The sequence below is a fragment of the Clostridium hominis genome (assembly GCF_014287825.1).
GTDB classification, from domain to species: domain Bacteria; phylum Bacillota; class Clostridia; order Clostridiales; family Clostridiaceae; genus Clostridium; species Clostridium hominis.
In genome coordinates this window covers 183,877-201,650 of sequence record NZ_JACOOO010000004.1, presented here as the reverse complement: position 1 = coordinate 201,650, position 17,774 = coordinate 183,877, and the positions used below count along the sequence as shown (strand labels likewise).

Sequence of the window (17,774 nt, the reverse complement as noted above, 5' to 3'; positions counted from 1 at the left end):
ATAAATTTAGTTAGGAGAATAGTGATGAAGGATAGAAAGAATATATTAAAAGTATTAAGTAGTATATTTATTATATTTATCTTAGTTGGTTGTGGAAAAGGTAAAGATAGTGATTCTTCAAATATAACCAATGAAGGTAACGAGGTTAGTGTTTCGTATATAAACGTAGGTAAAGGAGATGCTATTTTAATTCAAGTTGAAGATAAAAATTATCTTATAGATACTGGATTAGAAGAGAATTCACAAATGCTTATAGATGGTCTAAAAGCAAAAGATGTAGATAATTTAGATGGAGTATTTTTAACTCACACTCATAAAGATCATATTGGGGGAATGGGAGAGTTAGCTGCAGCTTACGATATAGATATGATGTATAGAGCTGAAATATCTGAAAATAAAAAGAATGGTGAAAATAAGATAGATAATTTATCAGAAGAACTTTCTATACCTTTAACTAAGTTAAGTTCAGGCGATAAAGTTGAAATAACAGATGCAATTAGTTTTGATGTAATTGGTCCTTTAGTGTTAAACCGAGATGATGATAATGATAATTCTCTAGTTATGAACCTTGAAGTGAATGGAGTAAAATTTTTATTTACTGGTGATATGCAGTTCGCAGAGGAGAAGACACTTATGGATGCAGGGGTAGACCTTTCTAGTGATATATTAAAGGTTGGAAATCATGGAAATAAAGATGCTACGTCAGATGAATTTGCTATAGCTGTTTCTCCTAAGTATTCAGTTATCACAACAGATACTGCAGTAGATACTAATTCTGCTAGTAAGAGAGTTAGAAATGCCTTAAGTAATTCAGAGATTTATATAACTGAAGACTATGAGAGGGGAATAACATTTAAAGTATTAAAAGATGGAAAGGTAGAGATAGCAGAGTTTTAATATTAGTAATAAATCGGATATAGTTAAAAAAATCCATGCTTAATGAACTACATTATGTCTAATAGGCAATAGCGAGTTCTAAAAAAGCGTGGATTTTCTACTAATATGATGAAATTTTTTCAAAAAAACCTCTGTCTAAGATTTTATAGCTTTTCTTATTTTTCTCTAATTTTCCTGAAGCACAAAATGAATTAATAACTCTAAGTAAATGTCTATAGCTAGTGCATAGTAGTTCGGCACACTCAGTTAAATTATAACTAAAAATACCATCTTTTTCTCTTCTTAAAATAAATGACGCAAGACGGCTTTCAAGTGAGTCATAAAGATTAATACAAGTATTATTATTCATATAGCTTAGTCTTTCACCAAGGTTTTTACAGGTATATCTTAAAAAATTAATATCATTTAATAAAATATTTCTATGTTTCATAGAAATTCCTATACAGTAACAAGCTGATGTAGTCTGGACAAAAGCCGTAGGAGGCTTATCCCAAAGGCTACATGTTTCCCCTATAATTTCAAAGGAGTTAAAGTGTGATAAAGACATTATTTTTCCAGAACTAGAATGGGAAAATACTTTTAATTTTCCGTGAACTAAAAAATAAAGATAGTTTGAGCACTCACCTTCATTTATTAGAAACTCTCCCTTGTTAAAATGAAAAAGGTCTATATATGGATTGATATCAGTTGAAAATATATCAAGAATACCACTGTTAGTAATATATTTATCTAACAAAGACTTATCATCTACTTTTATCATAATATCCTCCAGAGTAAGTATGTTTATTAGAGTTAATGTTCGTATATAGTGTTTTTATTTTAGCATAACTATAGAATAGGTACAACACAAGTTGCTATTCACAAGGGATATGTATTATTTTACTAAATAAATATTTATTTAATATAAGGTATAATGAAAACGATAAGGTTAAGGTTATTATTTTAATTATATTAAAAAATGTTAATTTTAAGTTAAAAATACGAATAATTTATTTGATAAAAATGAAAATATACAGATTTTTTGTGGAAATAGGACATAGGTCATATTTTTTTGTCGAATTAATTATTATAATTAAGTCAACAAATGAATTTTAGGAGATGAGATTATGAAAAAGATAGTAACTTCTTTATTACTTATTATGACAACTCTTCTTTTCGCTGGATGTTCTAGTTCTTCAAGTAAAGGACAATCAGGAAATGAAGGAGCAAATGGAGATTATTCAAAATTAAATATAGCTTTAATTTCAGATACAATTGGTACAGAGCAATTTATCCTTCAAGCATACAATGCATTAAAAGATGCTGCAGATAAATATGGATTTAAATGGACATCTATTGAATGTACAGATACTGCTGCTTGGGAAGAAAATACAAGAGCTGCATCTAATGAAGGATATGACTTAATTATAGGTGTGGGCTGGCAAGCTGCTGACCCATTTAGTGAAGCTGCAGATGCATTCCCAAATACTAAATATGCTGTAATTGATACAACTGCTTCTAATGAAAAAGTTGCAAGCTTTGGATTCGATGAAGCACAAGGTGCATATGTTCAAGGAGCAATGGTAGGAACAGCTTTCCCTAATGAAAGTTTATATGGATATATTGCTTCATTCCAAACTCAAGCTACTTATAAGTATAGATATGGGTTCTCAGAGGGTGTAAAGTCTGTTAAACCAGATGCTAAATTTATGTACAACTACATAAACTCATACAATGATACAAACTTAGCTTATGAATATGCATTACAACAAAAAGCTGCTGGGGCTAACTTTATATTCGGAGGAGTATCTGCAAGTGCAAACTCTGGAATATATCAAGCAGCACAAGAATTAGCTAAAAAAGGTACACCAATATACACAACAGGTTTAAGTATTGACCAAACTACTGAAGAAAATCCATATATAATCGGTGGATTATTAAAAAACACAGGGGCAGTAGTTAATAATATAGTTGATAAGTTCTTAGCTGGAGAATTAGAAGGTGGAGCACAAGTTCTTGGATTAAAAGAAGGTGCATTCGGAGTTGTAGGTGTTACACCTGAAACTATGAACTATAGAAATACTGATATAATAACTGACGAGGTTATTGAAGCAGGAAAGAAAGCAGCAGACAAAATAATATCAGGGGAACTAGTAATTGAAGTTCCAGAAGAATCTGCAAATTAGTATATAGATAAATTTTAAGAGGGGCTGTAGCAAGATTTGCTTCAACCCTTCTTTTATGCTCAAAATTCACTTAGAAAAGGAGTAAGTTTAACATGCTTTTAGAAATGAAAAATATTGTTAAAACATATGGTAATGTAACCGCTAATAATAAGGTTAATATAAATCTTAATAAAGGGGAAATACTTGCTGTTGTTGGTGAAAATGGTGCTGGAAAGTCTACTATAATGAAAATACTTTATGGCTTAGAAAGACCAGATTCAGGAGAAATATTTATAAATGGTAAGAAGATGGACTTTCATAATCCATCAGATGCTATGGCTCAAGGTATCGGAATGGTTCAACAGCATTTTATGCTTTTTGAATCAATGACTGTAGCGGAAAATATAGTTTACAAGAATGAAGTGAAAAAAGGAATATTCTTCGACTACAAAAAGAATATAGAAGTTGTTGAAGAGCTTTCTAAAAAATATATGCTACATGTTGATCCAAAGGCTATCGTAGAAGAATGTCCAGTTGGACTTCAACAACGTGTAGAAATATTAAAAATACTTTATCAAAATGCTGATATTATTATCTTCGATGAGCCATCGGCAGTTCTTACACCTATAGAGGTTGATGAATTATTAAAGACTATGAAACAGTTAGCTAAGTTAGGTAAGAGCATAATAATCATAACTCATAAACTACATGAAGTAATGGAAGTTGCAGATAGAGTTGTAGTTATGAGGCTTGGAGAAGTTGTTGCTGAAAGATTAAAAAAAGATACAAGTGTTGAGGAATTATCTTATTTAATGGTTGGAAGACAAATTGCTAATAGAGTAATTCCTAAAAAAGAAACTGCTGAAAATCTTTTAGAAGTAAAAGACTTAGTTTTAAAAGGTGAACATAATAAAAATATTTTAAATAATGTTAATTTACATATTAAAAAAGGTGAAATAGTAGGTATTGCAGGAGTATCAGGCAATGGTCAATCTGAATTAATAAGGTGTATAACTGGATTAGAAAAGGTTGATGGAGGAGAAGTTATTCTAGATAAATCTGATATTACCAATAAAACTGTAATGAATATTAGAGAGGCTGGTATAGCTCATATTCCAGAAGATCGTTATATGTGGGGAAGTGCTCCAGAAGCCACTCTTGCAGAAAATGCATTAATGGGATTTGAGGATAAGGAAGGATTTTCTAAAAGAGGAATCTTAGATATTAAGAAAGTTGTATCTCATGCATCAGAATTAATAACTAAATTCTTAGTTAAAGCAGATTCACCATATCAAAAGATAAAGGAGCTTTCAGGTGGTAACGCTCAGAAGCTTATAGTTGCAAGAGAAATGGCTATGAATACACCACTCCTTATAGCATGTGAGCCTACAAGAGGGATAGATATTGGAGCAATGGAATTTATTCATGATCAACTTGTAGCTAAGAGAAATAGCGGAGATAGCGTATTATTAGTTTCTTCTGAACTAAGTGAAATTATGGATTTAAGTGACAGAATATATGTTATTTATGAAGGGGAAATAGTTGGAGAATTTATAAGAGGAAGTATTGATGAGAAGGAATTAGGTCTATTGATGGTAGGAGGTAAAGAAAATGAAAAGTAAGAGTACTATTGCAAAAAGTAAAATTGCTAGTTGGTATGCTCCTTTAAAGCATCCACTACAAGCTGTTGTAGTTGGATTGCTATTAGGTGGAGTTATTATAGCACTTTCTGGATTTAATCCTTTCGAAGCGATAATTGGGATGTTCAAAGGTGGATTTGGTTCAGCGTACTATTTAACAACTACATTAACTCGTGCGATTCCTATTATATTTGCTGGTCTTGCAGGTGCTTTAGCTTGGGGATCAGGATATTCAAGCTTAGGTGCTGCTGGGCAAATGGTTTTAGGAGCATTTACTTCATCAGTTGTAGCAGTAATTTGTCCAGGACCTCCAGTAGTTGTTGTAACAGCTGCGCTTATTAGTGGAGCATTAGTAGGAGTATTATATTCGCTTGTATCTGCATATGTAAGCGAAAGATTTAAGTTAGATTTACTTATCATAACTCTTATGATGAATTATGTTGCAGACTATATTGCATCTTATTTTACTACTTATGTTTTTAAAGATCCTCTAGCTGTTGACTCATCAGCTATCCAAACTCAAAAGCTAACAGATAATATTTTACCTAAGATGTTTGAAGGATATTCACTGCATTGGGGATTTATAATTGCTATTATATGTGTTTTAATAGTACTTTTCATAATGAAGAAGACAAGCTTTGGATATAAAGCTAAAATGGGTGGATTAAATCCTAACTTTGCTAATTATGGTGGAGTTAATAGTACTAAGATGATGTACTATGTATTAATGCTAAGTGGTGCTTTAGCAGGACTTGGTGGTGCTATAGAGGTTTTAGGTACAAGATACCGTTATGTAGATAGCATGATTACATCTCCAGGGTTCGCATGGAGTGGTATCATAGCATCATTAATGTCTAGCAATCACCCAGTCGGTATATTAGTTAGTGCTATTTTCTTAGCAGGTATTACTACAGGGGGAAGTACTATAGAGCGTAGTATGGGAGTTCCATCTGAAGTAACGACAATTATTCAAGGTATTATTACTTTATTAATAACTGCAAGATTCGTTGTAAAATGGTACAAGAAACAGCAAAATGCAGAAAATAAAGGAGGAGCTCAATAATGGAATTAAGTGTAGATTATTTAGCGGTAGTTGCTAATTCAACTCTTCGTATGATGACACCTATTTTATTAGTAACTTTAGCTGCAGCTATATGTTCTAAAGTAAAGATTTTTAATATAGCAATGGAAGGAACGATGCTAACAGGAGCATTTTTTAGCATTGTTGCTAATTACTATACTAATAATGTGATCTTATCTGTTTTAGCAGGTGCTATTAGTGGGATGATAGTTTCAGCTATAGTAGGTTTTTGTATAATTAAACTAAAGGCATCTCCAGTAGTAGTAGGTATGGCTACTAATACTATGATGGGGGGAGTTACAACTTACTTATTATATATAATCTTTAAAACAAAAGGGGTATTTACTGACCCAAGCTTAGTGAGTCTTCCTAAGATTGATTTACCGATTATAAAGGATATTCCTGTTATAGGAACTATTTTCTCAGGGTTAACTTTTGTTGACTATTTAGCATTTATTTTAGCTATAGCTATGTACATATTCTTATACAAAACGGTTTTAGGATATAGATTACGTGCTATAGGAATAAACAAAGAAGCTGCAAGAAGTCTTGGTACTCCAGTAGAGAAATATCAATTCCTTACAATAAGTTTATCAGGAATATTAAGTGGATTAGGTGGAGTTCTTCTTTCAATGGGAACTGTAACTCTATTTATGCAAAATATGACTTCGGGACGTGGATATATTGCTATGGCTGCAAATAACTTAGGAAAATCTCATCCATTAGGAGTTCTTTTCTCAAGTTTATTCTTTGGATTTTCACAAGCGGCTGGAAATGTACTTCAAAATACATCATTAAAAACTCAAATTACTGCCTCTATCCCTTATGTAGCAACTATAGTTGCACTTATATTATTTAGCATACAAACAAGAAGAAAAAAGAAAAATAAGTAGGTGAATAAGATGAGGTTTTTACATTTATCAGATATTCACTTCTTAAGGAATTATCCTAAGGCTGAATCTGGATATAATTCTATTTTTAATAATATAACAAGTCCTCTAACACAAATTAAAAGATGCATAGACAGAATTGACTTAAAAGAGATAGAGTTTATTATAATAACTGGTGATTTAGTTGAATCAGGTGACTTTGAAGATTATAAGGTATTAAGAGAAAATCTTAACGAAATTTTTGGAGATACTCCATATATAGTTACATTAGGTAATCATGATAATAAGGAAGCTTTTTATAAAGGTTGGTTTGATAAAGAAGCAAATGAAGAAGCATATAATCATGTTGAGGAAATTGCAGGAGTAAGAATTGTAAGTTTTGATAACTCTCAATATAAGAATAGTAATGGCATGATTTCAGAAAAACAAAAGAAATGGTTAAAAAAAGAGTTAAGTAAAGATACTAATAAAGATACAATCTTAATGCTTCATCATCATATTTTAAAAGAACAATTTGTTACACCTTCTGTAGAAGTAGATGAAGAGTTTGAAGAAATAATAAAAAGCAGCTCAGTAATTGGAGTATTTTCAGGACATACTCATCATCCTTATAATGGAGTATTTGCGGGTAAACCATATTTTACAGCAAGAAGTCTTTCTTTTATTGGAATAAATGAAGAAGATGGAACTGTAAGATTTGAAGAAGCTGCGGGTTTTAACTTGTGTACTTATACTGATGGTAATATATCTATAGATGCTATAGATGTTTTAGAAGAAAGAAAAATATTAGGTTATGTTAAGTTTTAATAGAGAAGTCGCATTAAAGGTGCGACTTCTTTTTTGTAGTATAGTGAAAAAGTTTGGGCTTTATATTTTTTAATAAGTTTTAGATGTTGAGAAAAATATAAAAAGTAGGTTGGAACAGATTTTAGTATTAGAATGTAAAATATTTAAAAAGATATATTTACAAAATATTGTAAGAGTGATAATATTAGTTTTAATATTTATAGACAAAGAAAGGGAAGAGTACTATAGAGTACAGTTTTAAGAGAGAGAATGTCACCGGCTGTAAGCATTCTTAAATATGACTATAAGAAAACTACCCTGGAGTTATGGTTTAGTAGCTTAATTTAAGTGAAATGCTATCGGTGAAAATCGTTAAACTTAAAGAGATGAATTGAATTGTATTAATTCAATTTGGGTGGAACCACGTATGTAAACATTCGTCCCAAGGTTAGGGATGGATGTTTTTTTATATTTAAAAATTAATAAAGAATAATTATTAATTATTCTATGTTAATTATCAATTAGCAGTATAACAAGGAGGTAGAAGTATGATTAACGTAAAATTAAATGATGGCTCAGTAAGAGAAATCGAAGAAGGTTCTAATATTTATGAACTTGCAAAATTACTAAGTAAAAATCTAGCTAAATCAGCAGTAGTAGGTGAAGTAAATGGAACGCTAGTTGATTTAAGTTATAAGTTAAAAAATAATGATGAGGTAAATATTTTAACATTTGAAGATGAGAAAGCTGTTGAAGTTATGAGACATTCTACTTCACATGTTATGGCTCAAGCTGTTAAGAGAGTATTTAAGGATGTAAAATTAGCAATAGGACCATCAATAGATAATGGATTTTATTATGATTTTGATATAGAAGAACCGTTAACAACAGAAGATTTAAACAAGATTGAAAAAGAAATTAATAATATTATTTCTGAAAATTTAAGTTTTGAAAGAATGGATATATCAAGAGAAGAAGCTTTAAAGCTTATGGAAGATAGAGGTGAAGGTTACAAAGTAGAACTTATAAATGATTTACCAGAGGGAGAAAAAATATCTTTATATAGACAAGGTGAATTTATTGACCTTTGTAGGGGTCCTCATATTTATTCAACTAAGTATATAAAAGCATTTAAATTAACTTCAGTAGCCGGTGCTTATTGGAGAGGAAATGAAAAAAATAAAATGCTTCAAAGGGTTTATGGGGTGGCCTTTGCAAGCAAAGATGAGCTAAAAACTTATCTTCATAATTTAGAGGAAGCAAAAAAGAGAGATCATAGAAAGTTAGGTAAAGATTTAAAACTATTTACTTTTGTAGAAGAGGGGCCAGGATTTCCAATTTTCTTACCTAAAGGGGTTGTTTTAAAAAATACTTTAATAAATTATTGGAGAGGTGTCCATCAAAAAGCTGGGTATGTAGAAATTGAAACTCCAATAATGTTAAACAAAAAGCTTTGGGAAACATCAGGACATTGGTATCACTATAAAGAAAATATGTATACTTCTATTATCGATGAAGAAGAATTTGCATTAAAGCCAATGAATTGTCCAGGTGGAATGCTTGTCTATAAATCAGAAGTTCATTCATATAGAGATTTTCCAATGAGATTAGGTGAACTAGGAAGAGTTCATAGACATGAACTTTCAGGTGCTTTACATGGACTTATGAGAGTTAGAGCTTTTACTCAAGATGATGCGCATATTTTTATGTTACCTGAACAAATTAAATTTGAGATAAAAGGTGTCGTAGAGCTTATTGATGAAGTATATTCAAAATTTGGATTTAAATATAATATTGAGCTTTCTACAAGGCCAGAAGACTCAATGGGAAGTGATGAAGACTGGAATATGGCTGAAGAGTCATTAAAAGGAGCTCTAGATGAATTAAATTTACCATATAAAATAAATGAAGGTGATGGAGCCTTTTATGGACCAAAGATAGATTTCCATCTTCAAGATAGCTTAGGTAGAACATGGCAATGTGGAACAATACAATTAGACTTCCAGTTGCCACAAAGATTTGAACTTGATTATATAGGTAGTGATGGAGAAAAGCATAGACCTATAGTTATCCATAGAGTTATATTTGGAAGTATAGAAAGGTTTATAGGAATATTAATTGAGCATTTTGCAGGTAAATTCCCAACATGGCTTGCTCCAGTGCAAGTTAAGATTTTGCCTATATCAGATAAGTTTAATGATTATGTAAATGAGGTAAAGAACAAATTATTAGATAATGATATAAGAGTTGAAGAGGATTTACGTGCTGAAAAAATAGGCTATAAGATAAGAGAAGCAAGAAATGAAAGAGTACCATATATAGTTATAGTTGGAGAAAAAGAAGTAGAAGATCAAAATATAGCTTTAAGAAGTAGAAAAAATGGAGATGAAGGCTCAGTAGAATTAGAAGATTTTATAAGAAGAATTAAAAGTGAAATAAAATTATATGATATGGATTAAAACTTTAAAAATTTTTATAATTAACCTGATTAATTATTATGTATAAGGATATCGATTAACTCATAAACTCAATAAGACAGTATAAAGTTGTTGTATTTGCATATATTGTAATTAAACTAGTAAATTTGATTCTAGGGAGGAGTTAGAATGAAGTTATTTATAGATACGGCCATAGTTGAAGAGATTAAAAAGGCTAATGATATGGGAGTTATATGTGGAGTAACTACAAATCCATCCTTAATTGCAAAATCAGGAAGAGATTTTAAAGAGGTTATTACAGAAATAACTAATATAGTTGATGGACCTATTAGTGCGGAGGTTATAAGTACTGAAGCAGAAGGAATGGTTAAAGAAGCAGATGAACTTGTAAAAATTCATAAAAATATAGTAATTAAGATTCCAATGACACAAGAGGGGTTAAAGGCTACAAAAATATTATCATCTAAAGGGATAAAAACAAATGTAACTCTTATTTTTTCTGCAGCACAAGCATTACTTGCGGCAAGGGCAGGAGCTACTTATGTGAGTCCTTTCCTAGGAAGATTAGATGATATTGGTATGGATGGAATGGATTTAATAAAAGAAATTGTTGAGATATTTGAGATACATGATATAAAAACAGAAATAATTGCGGCAAGTATAAGAAATCCAATTCATGTTACTAAAGCAGCAAGATGCGGAGCTCATATAGCAACAGTTCCTTATAAAGTAATAATTCAAATGACTAAGCATCCTCTAACAGATGCGGGAATAGAAAAATTTTTAAAAGATTGGGAAGATGTTCCTAAGAAATAATATAAGAATAAAAGAAGCTAGAAGATATATGAACTTTTGGCTTCTTTTATTTTACAATATAAAATCTAATATATAAGTGGATTTTTACACAAACTTGATAAAGAGGTAATTAAGGAGGTGTATTCTATGAAGCTTATTACTATAAAAAAATTAAAAAAATATTATGGAGATAGGTTATTGTTAGATATAGATAAGTTTGAATTGGCAGAAAAAGATAGAGTAGGAATTGTAGGAGAAAATGGAGTTGGTAAAACTACTTTAATAAAGATAATAATGGGGAAGGTTAAAGCTGATGAAGGAAGTATAAATTTAACTGATAGTTATTCGTATATAAGTCAGAATGAAGATGATTATGAAGATTGCGGAAATAGTAAAGTGAAGAGTATCTTTAAGGCTCCAGATAGATATGAAGATTATTTATCTGGTGGAGAAAAGGTTAAAATTAGAGTAGTAAATGCATTAAGTGAAAATAGGAGCCTTATAATAGCTGATGAGCCTACGTCAAATTTAGATAGAGAGAGCATTAATATACTTGAAGAAATGTTTAAGAAGTATAAAGGGGCAGTTTTATTAGTTTCTCATGATAGAGATTTCTTAGATAAAATTTGTAATAAAATAATAGAAATAAATGATGGAAAATTAACTTGCTTTAAAGGTGGGTACAGTGATTATTTAAATCAAAAAGAAGAAGATATTAAGGTTAAAAAGCGCGAGTATGAAAAGTATATTCATGAAAAGGCTAGATTAGAAAGTGTTATAACTGAAAAAGAGGTTTTAAGGGATAGAATACATAAGGCTCCAAAAGGTATGGGAAAATCTGAGGCGAAGACAATAAAAATGGGAGATCAAAGAGGGAAAAAGAATATAGAGAATAATATAAAGTCAGTAGAAAAGAGGATAGAACATTTAGAGGTTAAATCATCACCTAAGGAAAAAGAGAAGATAATCATTAATATAAATGAGGGAACAGAAGTATCAGCTAAAAATTTAATTGAAATTAAAGATTTTACATTGTCTGTAGGAGATAAAAATTTAGTTGGGGATATTAGTTTCAATATAAAGAACGGATATAAGGTTGCTATTATAGGTGAAAATGGATGTGGCAAAACAACTTTATTAAATAAGATTATTGCTAATGATGTAGAAGGAATTAATATATCTAAAAGCGTTAAGATTGGTTATTTCGATCAAAGCCAAAATATTTTAGAGTACAAAAAAACTATTTTAGAGAATATTAAAGAAGATTCTAAATGGGATGAAAGCTTTATAAGGATTAATTTAAGTGAGTTTGGATTTAAAAATAATTCTGTAAATAAAAAAATAGAAGAGTTATCAGGTGGCGAGAGAGTAAAAGTAGCTATATGTAAGATAATACTTTCTAATAATAATTTATTAATATTAGATGAACCTACAAATTATTTAGATATTAAAACTATGGAAGCTCTTGAAGATGCGTTGATTAATACCAATAAAACCGTAATAGTGGTTTCTCATGATATACGATTTTTATCAAATGTATGTAATTACATAATTGAAATTAAGGATAATAAAATAACTGAATTTGAAGGTAAGTATGCTGATTATATGGAAAGCTTAAATAAAAATATAAGTACTGTTGATAAGAAGCATAAGGATGATGAGTTATTACTCCTTGAAAATAGATTATCAGAAGTAATTACGCTTTTATCAATAGAAAGCAATGATGATAACAAGAAGAAATTAGATGAGGAATACTTTGAATTAATGGATAAAATAAAAAAAATAAAAGCTGAATTAGAGTAATTAGAGAGCCACCTACGTAAAAGTGTAGGTGGCAAGTAAGTATTTATTTTGCTTTATTCATAATATCTATAAATTCATATGCAGAATCTATTAAGTATCTACCTTTATAATAATCTAATTTTATATCTTCAAAATTAGATACCTCATGAACTACATTAGGTCTTTCTTCGAAGATACCTAATATATTAAATTCCTTATCTAACACTAGTATTAAAGGAAACTTCATATTCTCTACTCCTAAAATAGGAAATACAAATTTTTTACCTCTTCCCATAGAAATTATGGACATATCAAAATTATTATTAAGTTCTGTAAATTTCTTTAATACTGTAGAGTTTAATTGAAAGTCAGGACACCAAATCTCGCCAGCAACTAGAAAGTTAATTTCTTTGTCATAATTAACTAAAGTATTAATCATATCTTCAGGAAAGTTAATTCTAGAATAATTTTTAGGAATTCTAGCTCGTTCACTTTTAGTTCCTTGACCAATTGCTGTTTCAAAAGTAGTACCAACTTCATATAATTCTTTAATATTCATTTCAACCATAGTAAAACCTCTCAAATTTTATTTTTTAATAAAATAACCTACTCACATATGTTAGTAGGTGTACATTTATAATTTAACTTTAAGATTCCAAATTTCAATTTGGAATCTTAATCATGTTTTTCTAACCAAATCGAAGATTTTGAGACTTATAGTATTTCTAATATTTCAACTGAATAATTTTCAGCAGGAGCATTAACTTCTACGATATCTCCAACTTTTTTACCTGCTAATGCTTTTCCTAAGTCAGATTCAATACTTATAAGCATATCTTCTGGATTGGCATCAAGAGTAGTAGTAAGAGTTATTGTATCTTCGTCGTCAAATTCAACAAATCTGATTCTTGCTTTACTGTTTATTCCTAATACTGATTTGTCTAATGATGCATCATCAACTACTGTTGCTGTAGAAATCATAGTTAATAAGTATTGTATTCTGTTATCATTTTCCCTATAGTTTTCGCAAGCTGCTTTATATTCTGCATTTTCTGAACGATCACCATGAGCAGCGGCGATAAGTTTATCTTTAGCAATTTCAGCTCTCTTTACAGTCATTCTATAATCTAGTTCTTCTCTTAGCTTCTTAATATTTTCTTCAGTCAATATATTATTCATAAAAATTACCTCTCAAAATATAAATGATTATCTTAATATTATATAATATATAGAAAAAAATTAAAGAGTAATTAATAATTATTATAAAATACAAATATTATTTTTAAATATATTGATTTTGTTCGTAAAATACAATATAATAAAACCGAATAAATTTTAAACAAAACTTAATAATATTCGCTTATATATTTCTGGTAATAAGGTCTGGATGTTTCTACTCAGCTACCGTAAAAAGCTGAACTATAAGCTAGTTGGAGGTATTTTATGATGAATTATGATGTAATAATTGTAGGAGCAGGTCCATCTGGAATTTTCACAGCATTAGAAGCGAAAACATTAAACCCAGAAAAGAATATTTTACTTATAGAGGCAGGGAGAAGAATTGATAAGAGATCTTGTCCTAAGGAAAAAACTAACGTATGTGTATCATGCAAACCTTACTGTCATATAACTACTGGTTTTTCAGGAGCAGGTGCTTTCTCTGATGGAAAGCTTTCATTAAACTATGAGGTTGGTGGAGATTTACCAGATCTTATGGGACCAAACCTAGTTCAAGAGTTTATTGATTATACTGATAAAATATATCTTGATTTTGGTGCAGATACTAAAGTTGAAGGTGTAGGAAATAATGAAGCAGTAAAGGAAATAAGAAGAAAGGCTATTAAAGGTAACTTAAAGCTTGTAGATTGTCCTATAAGACACTTAGGTACTGAAATGGCACAACAAATATATTTAAAGATTCAAAATCACCTTTTAGAGTTAGGTGTTGAAATAAAATTTGATACAGTAGCTAAAGATTTAATAGTAGATGGTGATACTATTAAAGGGGTATTAATAGCAGATTCAAGAACTAAAAAGATAGAAGAAAAGGTTTATGCTGATAAAGTAGTTGTGGCTACTGGTAGAAAAGGTGCTGACTGGTTAAAGGATATGTGCTTAGAACATAATATTGACCATAGAGCAGGCACTGTTGATATCGGGGTTAGAGTTGAGCTTAGAAATGAAGTTATGGAAAGTGTAAATGATGTTTTATACGAATCAAAACTTATTGGTTATCCAGCTCCATTCCAAGATAAGGTAAGAACTTTCTGTCAAAATCCAGGTGGATTTGTTAGTCAAGAAAATTACGATAATGATTTAGCTATAGTAAATGGACATTCATATAAAAATAAAAAGTCAGAAAACACTAACTTAGCAATATTAAGTTCTCATAATTTCTGTGAGCCTTTCAATAAACCTATAGAATATGGAAAGAAGGTTGCTGAACTTGTAAATATGCTTGGAAATGGAAGTATTATTGTTCAAAGATATGGTGATATTTTAGATGGTAAGAGAACATGGGATTATGAGTTATATCAATCAAATATAAAACATACTCTTCCAGATGCTGAAGCAGGAGATTTAACTTCAGCTATACCATATAGAACAATGACAAATATTTTAAACTTTATAGAATCTATGGATGCTGTAGTTCCTGGATTTGCAAGTAGAGAAACTCTTCTTTACGGACCAGAGATTAAGTTCTATAGCAATAAGATTGAACTTGATAAGAGCTTTGAAACTAATATAAAAGGATTATATTGTTTAGGGGATTCTTCAGGTTGGACAAGAGGTCTAATGATGGCTTCAGCTATGGGAGTTATGATGGGAAGAAACTTAGCTAAAAGTTAATAGTTAACAGATAATAGTTGAGGAGAATGCTGCATTGCAGTTTCTAAAATTATAATGTTTTAAAGTCAGCTTAGGCTGACTTTATTTATAAGCTCTAAACTCTATAATCTTAACAATTAACTTAAATAAGTTGCTTTGTAGTTTGCTTAGTATTACGCTTTAAAGAGGATGAATAAAGTATAAAAGAGAATAGAAGAAAAGAGTGTGGCATTATGAAAAGTAAAATATATAAGTTTTTTAGGTTAATTGCAGGATTTATATTCTGTGCAAGTTCAACTATTTTTATGTTAAATTCTAATTTAGGATTATCTCCTTGGGATGTATTTCACCAAGGCTTATCAAGAATAACAGGTATAACTATTGGCCAAGCTAATATTATAATTGGAGTATTATTTGTAATTGTTGGAATGTGCTTTGGGCAAAAGCTAGGAATTGGAACTATACTAAATATGCTTTTAATAGGGCAGTTTATTGATTTAATAATGTATTTAAATATAATACCTGTAGCTTCCAATATGATAACTGGAATTATAATGATGATAATTGGAATGTTACTTATGGGATATGGTTGTTACTTGTATATTAGTTGTGGGTTAGGATGTGGACCAAGAGATGGAGTAATGTTAGTTTTAAATGAATTATTAAAGAAACCTATTAAGTATATTAGAGCTGGTATGGAAATATTAGTGCTTATTTTAGGAATAATACTGGGAGGAACTGTTGGATTAGGAACAATAATTTCGGCTGTATTTTTAGGATATAGTATTCAGTTAGTATTTAGGTTAAGAAATTTTGATGCATCAAAAGTAGAACATAAATCTATAATAAAAGGGTTAAGCTAGTTAATGGCTAAAATTATGATAGAACTCCTTCGGGAGTTTTTTTGTTGCCTGAAAATATTAATAGTGAAATTGTTATTATTTAATGTTTTATTGATGTGAATATTTAACGTTAAATATAATTAATAGTACGTTATATAACGAAAAAATATAAAGAAATTTACGATAAATATTCGAAAAAATGTTGACATATACGAATAATAAATATAATATATAAAATATAGTTCGTAATTAATAAACAATAAGAAGAGTATAAATTAAAGGGGAGCTAATGATGATAGAAAAATTATTTAAATTAAAAGAAAATAATACCAGCGTTAGAACAGAAGTAACTGCTGGGATAACTACTTTTATGACAATGGCATATATTTTGGTTGTACAACCTATGTTCATGGGAGCAGCAGGAATGGATGTAGGTGCGGTAACGGTTGTAACTGCAATATTAGGAGCAGTATTTAGTATATTTATGGGGATATATACAAATCTACCTTTTGCTTTAGCACCAGCTATGGGAAGTAATGCATTCTTTGCATACACATTAGTTTCAGCCGGAGTAGTAACATGGGAAACAGGTCTTGGAATAGTATTTATTTCAGGAGTAGCATTTTTAATTTTAACAGTTCTTGGTTTAAGAGAAGTTATAGTTAACTTAATCCCAAAGAATGTTAAGTACGCAATTGGAGTAGCAATAGGTTTTTACATAGTATCACTTGGTTTTTCTAATGGTGGATTAATGGATACATCAGCAGGGAAAATAGCAATGGGTGATTTAACATCAAAAGGAGTTATTCTTACTTTAATAGGATTATTAGTAGTAGTATTTTTAACTGCTAGAAAAGTTAAGGGCGCAATATTAATAGGAATTGTAGTAACTACAATAATAGGTATTCCACTAGGAGTTACTCAAGTACCAGAAAGCTTAGTAACAATGCCACCATCAATTGCACCAATAGCATTTAAGTTAGACATAATGGGAGCATTAAAGTGGAGTTTCTTCCCACTAGCATTTACATTCTTTGTTGGTGATTTCTTCTCAACTTTAGGAACGTTATTAGGTGTATCTGCTAAAGCTAACCTTTTAGACGAAAATGGTAATTTACCAAACATAAACAAGCCTTTCTTAGTAGATGCTATAGCAACAATAGTAGGTGCATTATTTGGATCAACAGTTGTAACTACATACATTGAATCAGCAGCAGGTGTTGAAGAAGGTGGTAGAACAGGACTTACAGCAGTGACTACAGGTATTTGTTTTGCATTAACACTATTTATTACACCAATAGCAGCAATGATACCAAGTGAAGCAACAGCACCAGCATTAATTCTTATAGGATTATTAATGATAACTGGAGTTAAGGATATTGATTTTAATGATTTTACAGAATCATTCCCAGCTTTTGCAACTATAGTATTTACTATATTTACATCAAGCATATCTAACGGAATAAGTATTGGTATTTTAGCTTACTTATTTACTAAAGTTTTAGCTGGAAAGTTCAAAGAATTAAATTGGGGAATATATGTGTTAGCAATACCTTTATTATTATATTTTGTAATCTAATATTTAAATTGAAAATAAAAAATAATGGCTCTTATCAATTATTTATTGGTAGGAGCTAGTTTTATAAGGTA

General features: G+C 30.0%; 15 protein-coding genes, 1 riboswitch and 1 other annotated feature. Of the genes, 12 read left to right on the top strand and 3 right to left on the bottom strand.

Annotated elements, in window-relative coordinates:
• Window positions 1-24 precede the first annotated feature (24 nt).
• Window positions 25-897: a ComEC/Rec2 family competence protein gene (locus tag H8S20_RS02755; protein ID WP_032119772.1), complete on the top strand. Its 873-nt coding sequence runs from the start codon at window positions 25-27 to the stop codon at window positions 895-897.
• Window positions 898-997: 100 nt separating this feature from the next.
• Here H8S20_RS02755 and H8S20_RS02750 read toward each other — a convergent pair whose 3' ends face one another.
• Window positions 998-1,657, bottom strand: coding sequence for a cyclic nucleotide-binding domain-containing protein (locus H8S20_RS02750; RefSeq protein ID WP_032119771.1), 660 nt, complete (start codon window positions 1,655-1,657; stop codon window positions 998-1,000).
• 346 nt (window positions 1,658-2,003) lie between these two features.
• On the opposite strand from H8S20_RS02750, the gene H8S20_RS02745 reads away from it, so the two are divergent.
• The 8 genes from H8S20_RS02745 to cplR all read left to right on the top strand — a co-directional run bounded on the left by H8S20_RS02745 (window position 2,004) and on the right by cplR (window position 12,474).
• The gene (locus tag H8S20_RS02745; RefSeq protein ID WP_032119770.1) at window positions 2,004-3,062 is read left to right on the top strand and encodes a BMP family lipoprotein; all 1,059 of its coding nucleotides are present in this window, start codon (window positions 2,004-2,006) and stop codon (window positions 3,060-3,062) included.
• 104 nt (window positions 3,063-3,166) lie between these two features.
• Window positions 3,167-4,663, top strand: a complete 1,497-nt coding sequence (locus H8S20_RS02740; RefSeq protein ID WP_243177481.1) for an ABC transporter ATP-binding protein — start codon at window positions 3,167-3,169, stop codon at window positions 4,661-4,663.
• Window positions 4,653-5,744: an ABC transporter permease gene (locus tag H8S20_RS02735; RefSeq protein ID WP_042282109.1), complete on the top strand. Its 1,092-nt coding sequence runs from the start codon at window positions 4,653-4,655 to the stop codon at window positions 5,742-5,744. The genes H8S20_RS02740 and H8S20_RS02735 overlap by 11 nt, the downstream gene beginning before the upstream one ends.
• Window positions 5,744-6,655 (top strand): ABC transporter permease, encoded by a 912-nt coding sequence (locus tag H8S20_RS02730; protein WP_032119768.1) that lies wholly within the window; start codon window positions 5,744-5,746, stop codon window positions 6,653-6,655. Before H8S20_RS02735 ends, H8S20_RS02730 begins: the two co-directional genes overlap by 1 nt.
• A gap of 9 nt (window positions 6,656-6,664) precedes the next feature.
• A complete protein-coding gene (locus H8S20_RS02725) occupies window positions 6,665-7,459 on the top strand; it encodes a metallophosphoesterase family protein (RefSeq protein WP_051986965.1) in 795 nt (264 codons plus the stop codon).
• A 197-nt stretch (window positions 7,460-7,656) separates the two neighbouring features.
• Window positions 7,657-7,886, top strand: a binding site (T-box leader).
• A 100-nt stretch (window positions 7,887-7,986) separates the two neighbouring features.
• Window positions 7,987-9,897 (top strand): threonine--tRNA ligase, encoded by a 1,911-nt coding sequence (gene thrS / locus H8S20_RS02720; RefSeq protein WP_032119767.1) that lies wholly within the window; start codon window positions 7,987-7,989, stop codon window positions 9,895-9,897.
• Window positions 9,898-10,044: 147 nt separating this feature from the next.
• Window positions 10,045-10,692, top strand: a complete 648-nt coding sequence (fsa, locus tag H8S20_RS02715) for a fructose-6-phosphate aldolase (RefSeq protein ID WP_032119766.1) — start codon at window positions 10,045-10,047, stop codon at window positions 10,690-10,692.
• A gap of 126 nt (window positions 10,693-10,818) precedes the next feature.
• On the top strand, window positions 10,819-12,474 hold the full coding sequence (gene cplR / locus H8S20_RS02710) for an ABC-F type ribosomal protection protein CplR (RefSeq protein WP_032119765.1): 1,656 nt from the start codon (window positions 10,819-10,821) through the stop codon (window positions 12,472-12,474).
• Between the two features lie 43 nt (window positions 12,475-12,517).
• Here cplR and H8S20_RS02705 read toward each other — a convergent pair whose 3' ends face one another.
• Window positions 12,518-13,021: a thioredoxin family protein gene (locus H8S20_RS02705; protein ID WP_032119764.1), complete on the bottom strand. Its 504-nt coding sequence runs from the start codon at window positions 13,019-13,021 to the stop codon at window positions 12,518-12,520.
• A gap of 146 nt (window positions 13,022-13,167) precedes the next feature.
• Complete coding sequence (locus H8S20_RS02700) at window positions 13,168-13,632, bottom strand: GreA/GreB family elongation factor (RefSeq protein WP_032119763.1); 465 nt, start codon at window positions 13,630-13,632, stop codon at window positions 13,168-13,170.
• Window positions 13,633-13,793: 161 nt separating this feature from the next.
• Window positions 13,794-13,895, top strand: a riboswitch (purine riboswitch).
• A 4-nt stretch (window positions 13,896-13,899) separates the two neighbouring features.
• On the opposite strand from H8S20_RS02700, the gene H8S20_RS02695 reads away from it, so the two are divergent.
• The 3 genes from H8S20_RS02695 (at window position 13,900) to H8S20_RS02685 (ending at window position 17,703) form a co-directional block, all read left to right on the top strand.
• A complete protein-coding gene (locus tag H8S20_RS02695) occupies window positions 13,900-15,303 on the top strand; it encodes an NAD(P)/FAD-dependent oxidoreductase (RefSeq protein WP_186859413.1) in 1,404 nt (467 codons plus the stop codon).
• A gap of 212 nt (window positions 15,304-15,515) precedes the next feature.
• On the top strand, window positions 15,516-16,145 hold the full coding sequence (locus tag H8S20_RS02690) for a YczE/YyaS/YitT family protein (protein ID WP_032119762.1): 630 nt from the start codon (window positions 15,516-15,518) through the stop codon (window positions 16,143-16,145).
• A gap of 271 nt (window positions 16,146-16,416) precedes the next feature.
• The gene (locus H8S20_RS02685) at window positions 16,417-17,703 is read left to right on the top strand and encodes an NCS2 family permease (RefSeq protein ID WP_032119761.1); all 1,287 of its coding nucleotides are present in this window, start codon (window positions 16,417-16,419) and stop codon (window positions 17,701-17,703) included.
• The last annotated feature ends 71 nt before the right edge of the window (window positions 17,704-17,774 follow it).

What these genes read in the sequence shown, in the direction of transcription:
- H8S20_RS02705 (WP_032119764.1), bottom strand. Translation starts at nt 13,021, where the DNA reads ATGGTTGAAATGAATATTAAAGAATTATATGAAGTTGGTACTACTTTT.
- H8S20_RS02745 (WP_032119770.1), top strand. Translation starts at nt 2,004, where the DNA reads ATGAAAAAGATAGTAACTTCTTTATTACTTATTATGACAACTCTTCTT.
- H8S20_RS02730 (WP_032119768.1), top strand. Translation starts at nt 5,744, where the DNA reads ATGGAATTAAGTGTAGATTATTTAGCGGTAGTTGCTAATTCAACTCTT.
- H8S20_RS02690 (WP_032119762.1), top strand. Translation starts at nt 15,516, where the DNA reads ATGAAAAGTAAAATATATAAGTTTTTTAGGTTAATTGCAGGATTTATA.
- H8S20_RS02725 (WP_051986965.1), top strand. Translation starts at nt 6,665, where the DNA reads ATGAGGTTTTTACATTTATCAGATATTCACTTCTTAAGGAATTATCCT.
- H8S20_RS02735 (WP_042282109.1), top strand. Translation starts at nt 4,653, where the DNA reads ATGAAAAGTAAGAGTACTATTGCAAAAAGTAAAATTGCTAGTTGGTAT.
- fsa (WP_032119766.1), top strand. Translation starts at nt 10,045, where the DNA reads ATGAAGTTATTTATAGATACGGCCATAGTTGAAGAGATTAAAAAGGCT.
- thrS (WP_032119767.1), top strand. Translation starts at nt 7,987, where the DNA reads ATGATTAACGTAAAATTAAATGATGGCTCAGTAAGAGAAATCGAAGAA.
- H8S20_RS02695 (WP_186859413.1), top strand. Translation starts at nt 13,900, where the DNA reads ATGAATTATGATGTAATAATTGTAGGAGCAGGTCCATCTGGAATTTTC.
- H8S20_RS02750 (WP_032119771.1), bottom strand. Translation starts at nt 1,657, where the DNA reads ATGATAAAAGTAGATGATAAGTCTTTGTTAGATAAATATATTACTAAC.
- H8S20_RS02700 (WP_032119763.1), bottom strand. Translation starts at nt 13,632, where the DNA reads ATGAATAATATATTGACTGAAGAAAATATTAAGAAGCTAAGAGAAGAA.
- H8S20_RS02755 (WP_032119772.1), top strand. Translation starts at nt 25, where the DNA reads ATGAAGGATAGAAAGAATATATTAAAAGTATTAAGTAGTATATTTATT.
- H8S20_RS02740 (WP_243177481.1), top strand. Translation starts at nt 3,167, where the DNA reads ATGAAAAATATTGTTAAAACATATGGTAATGTAACCGCTAATAATAAG.
- H8S20_RS02685 (WP_032119761.1), top strand. Translation starts at nt 16,417, where the DNA reads ATGATAGAAAAATTATTTAAATTAAAAGAAAATAATACCAGCGTTAGA.
- cplR (WP_032119765.1), top strand. Translation starts at nt 10,819, where the DNA reads ATGAAGCTTATTACTATAAAAAAATTAAAAAAATATTATGGAGATAGG.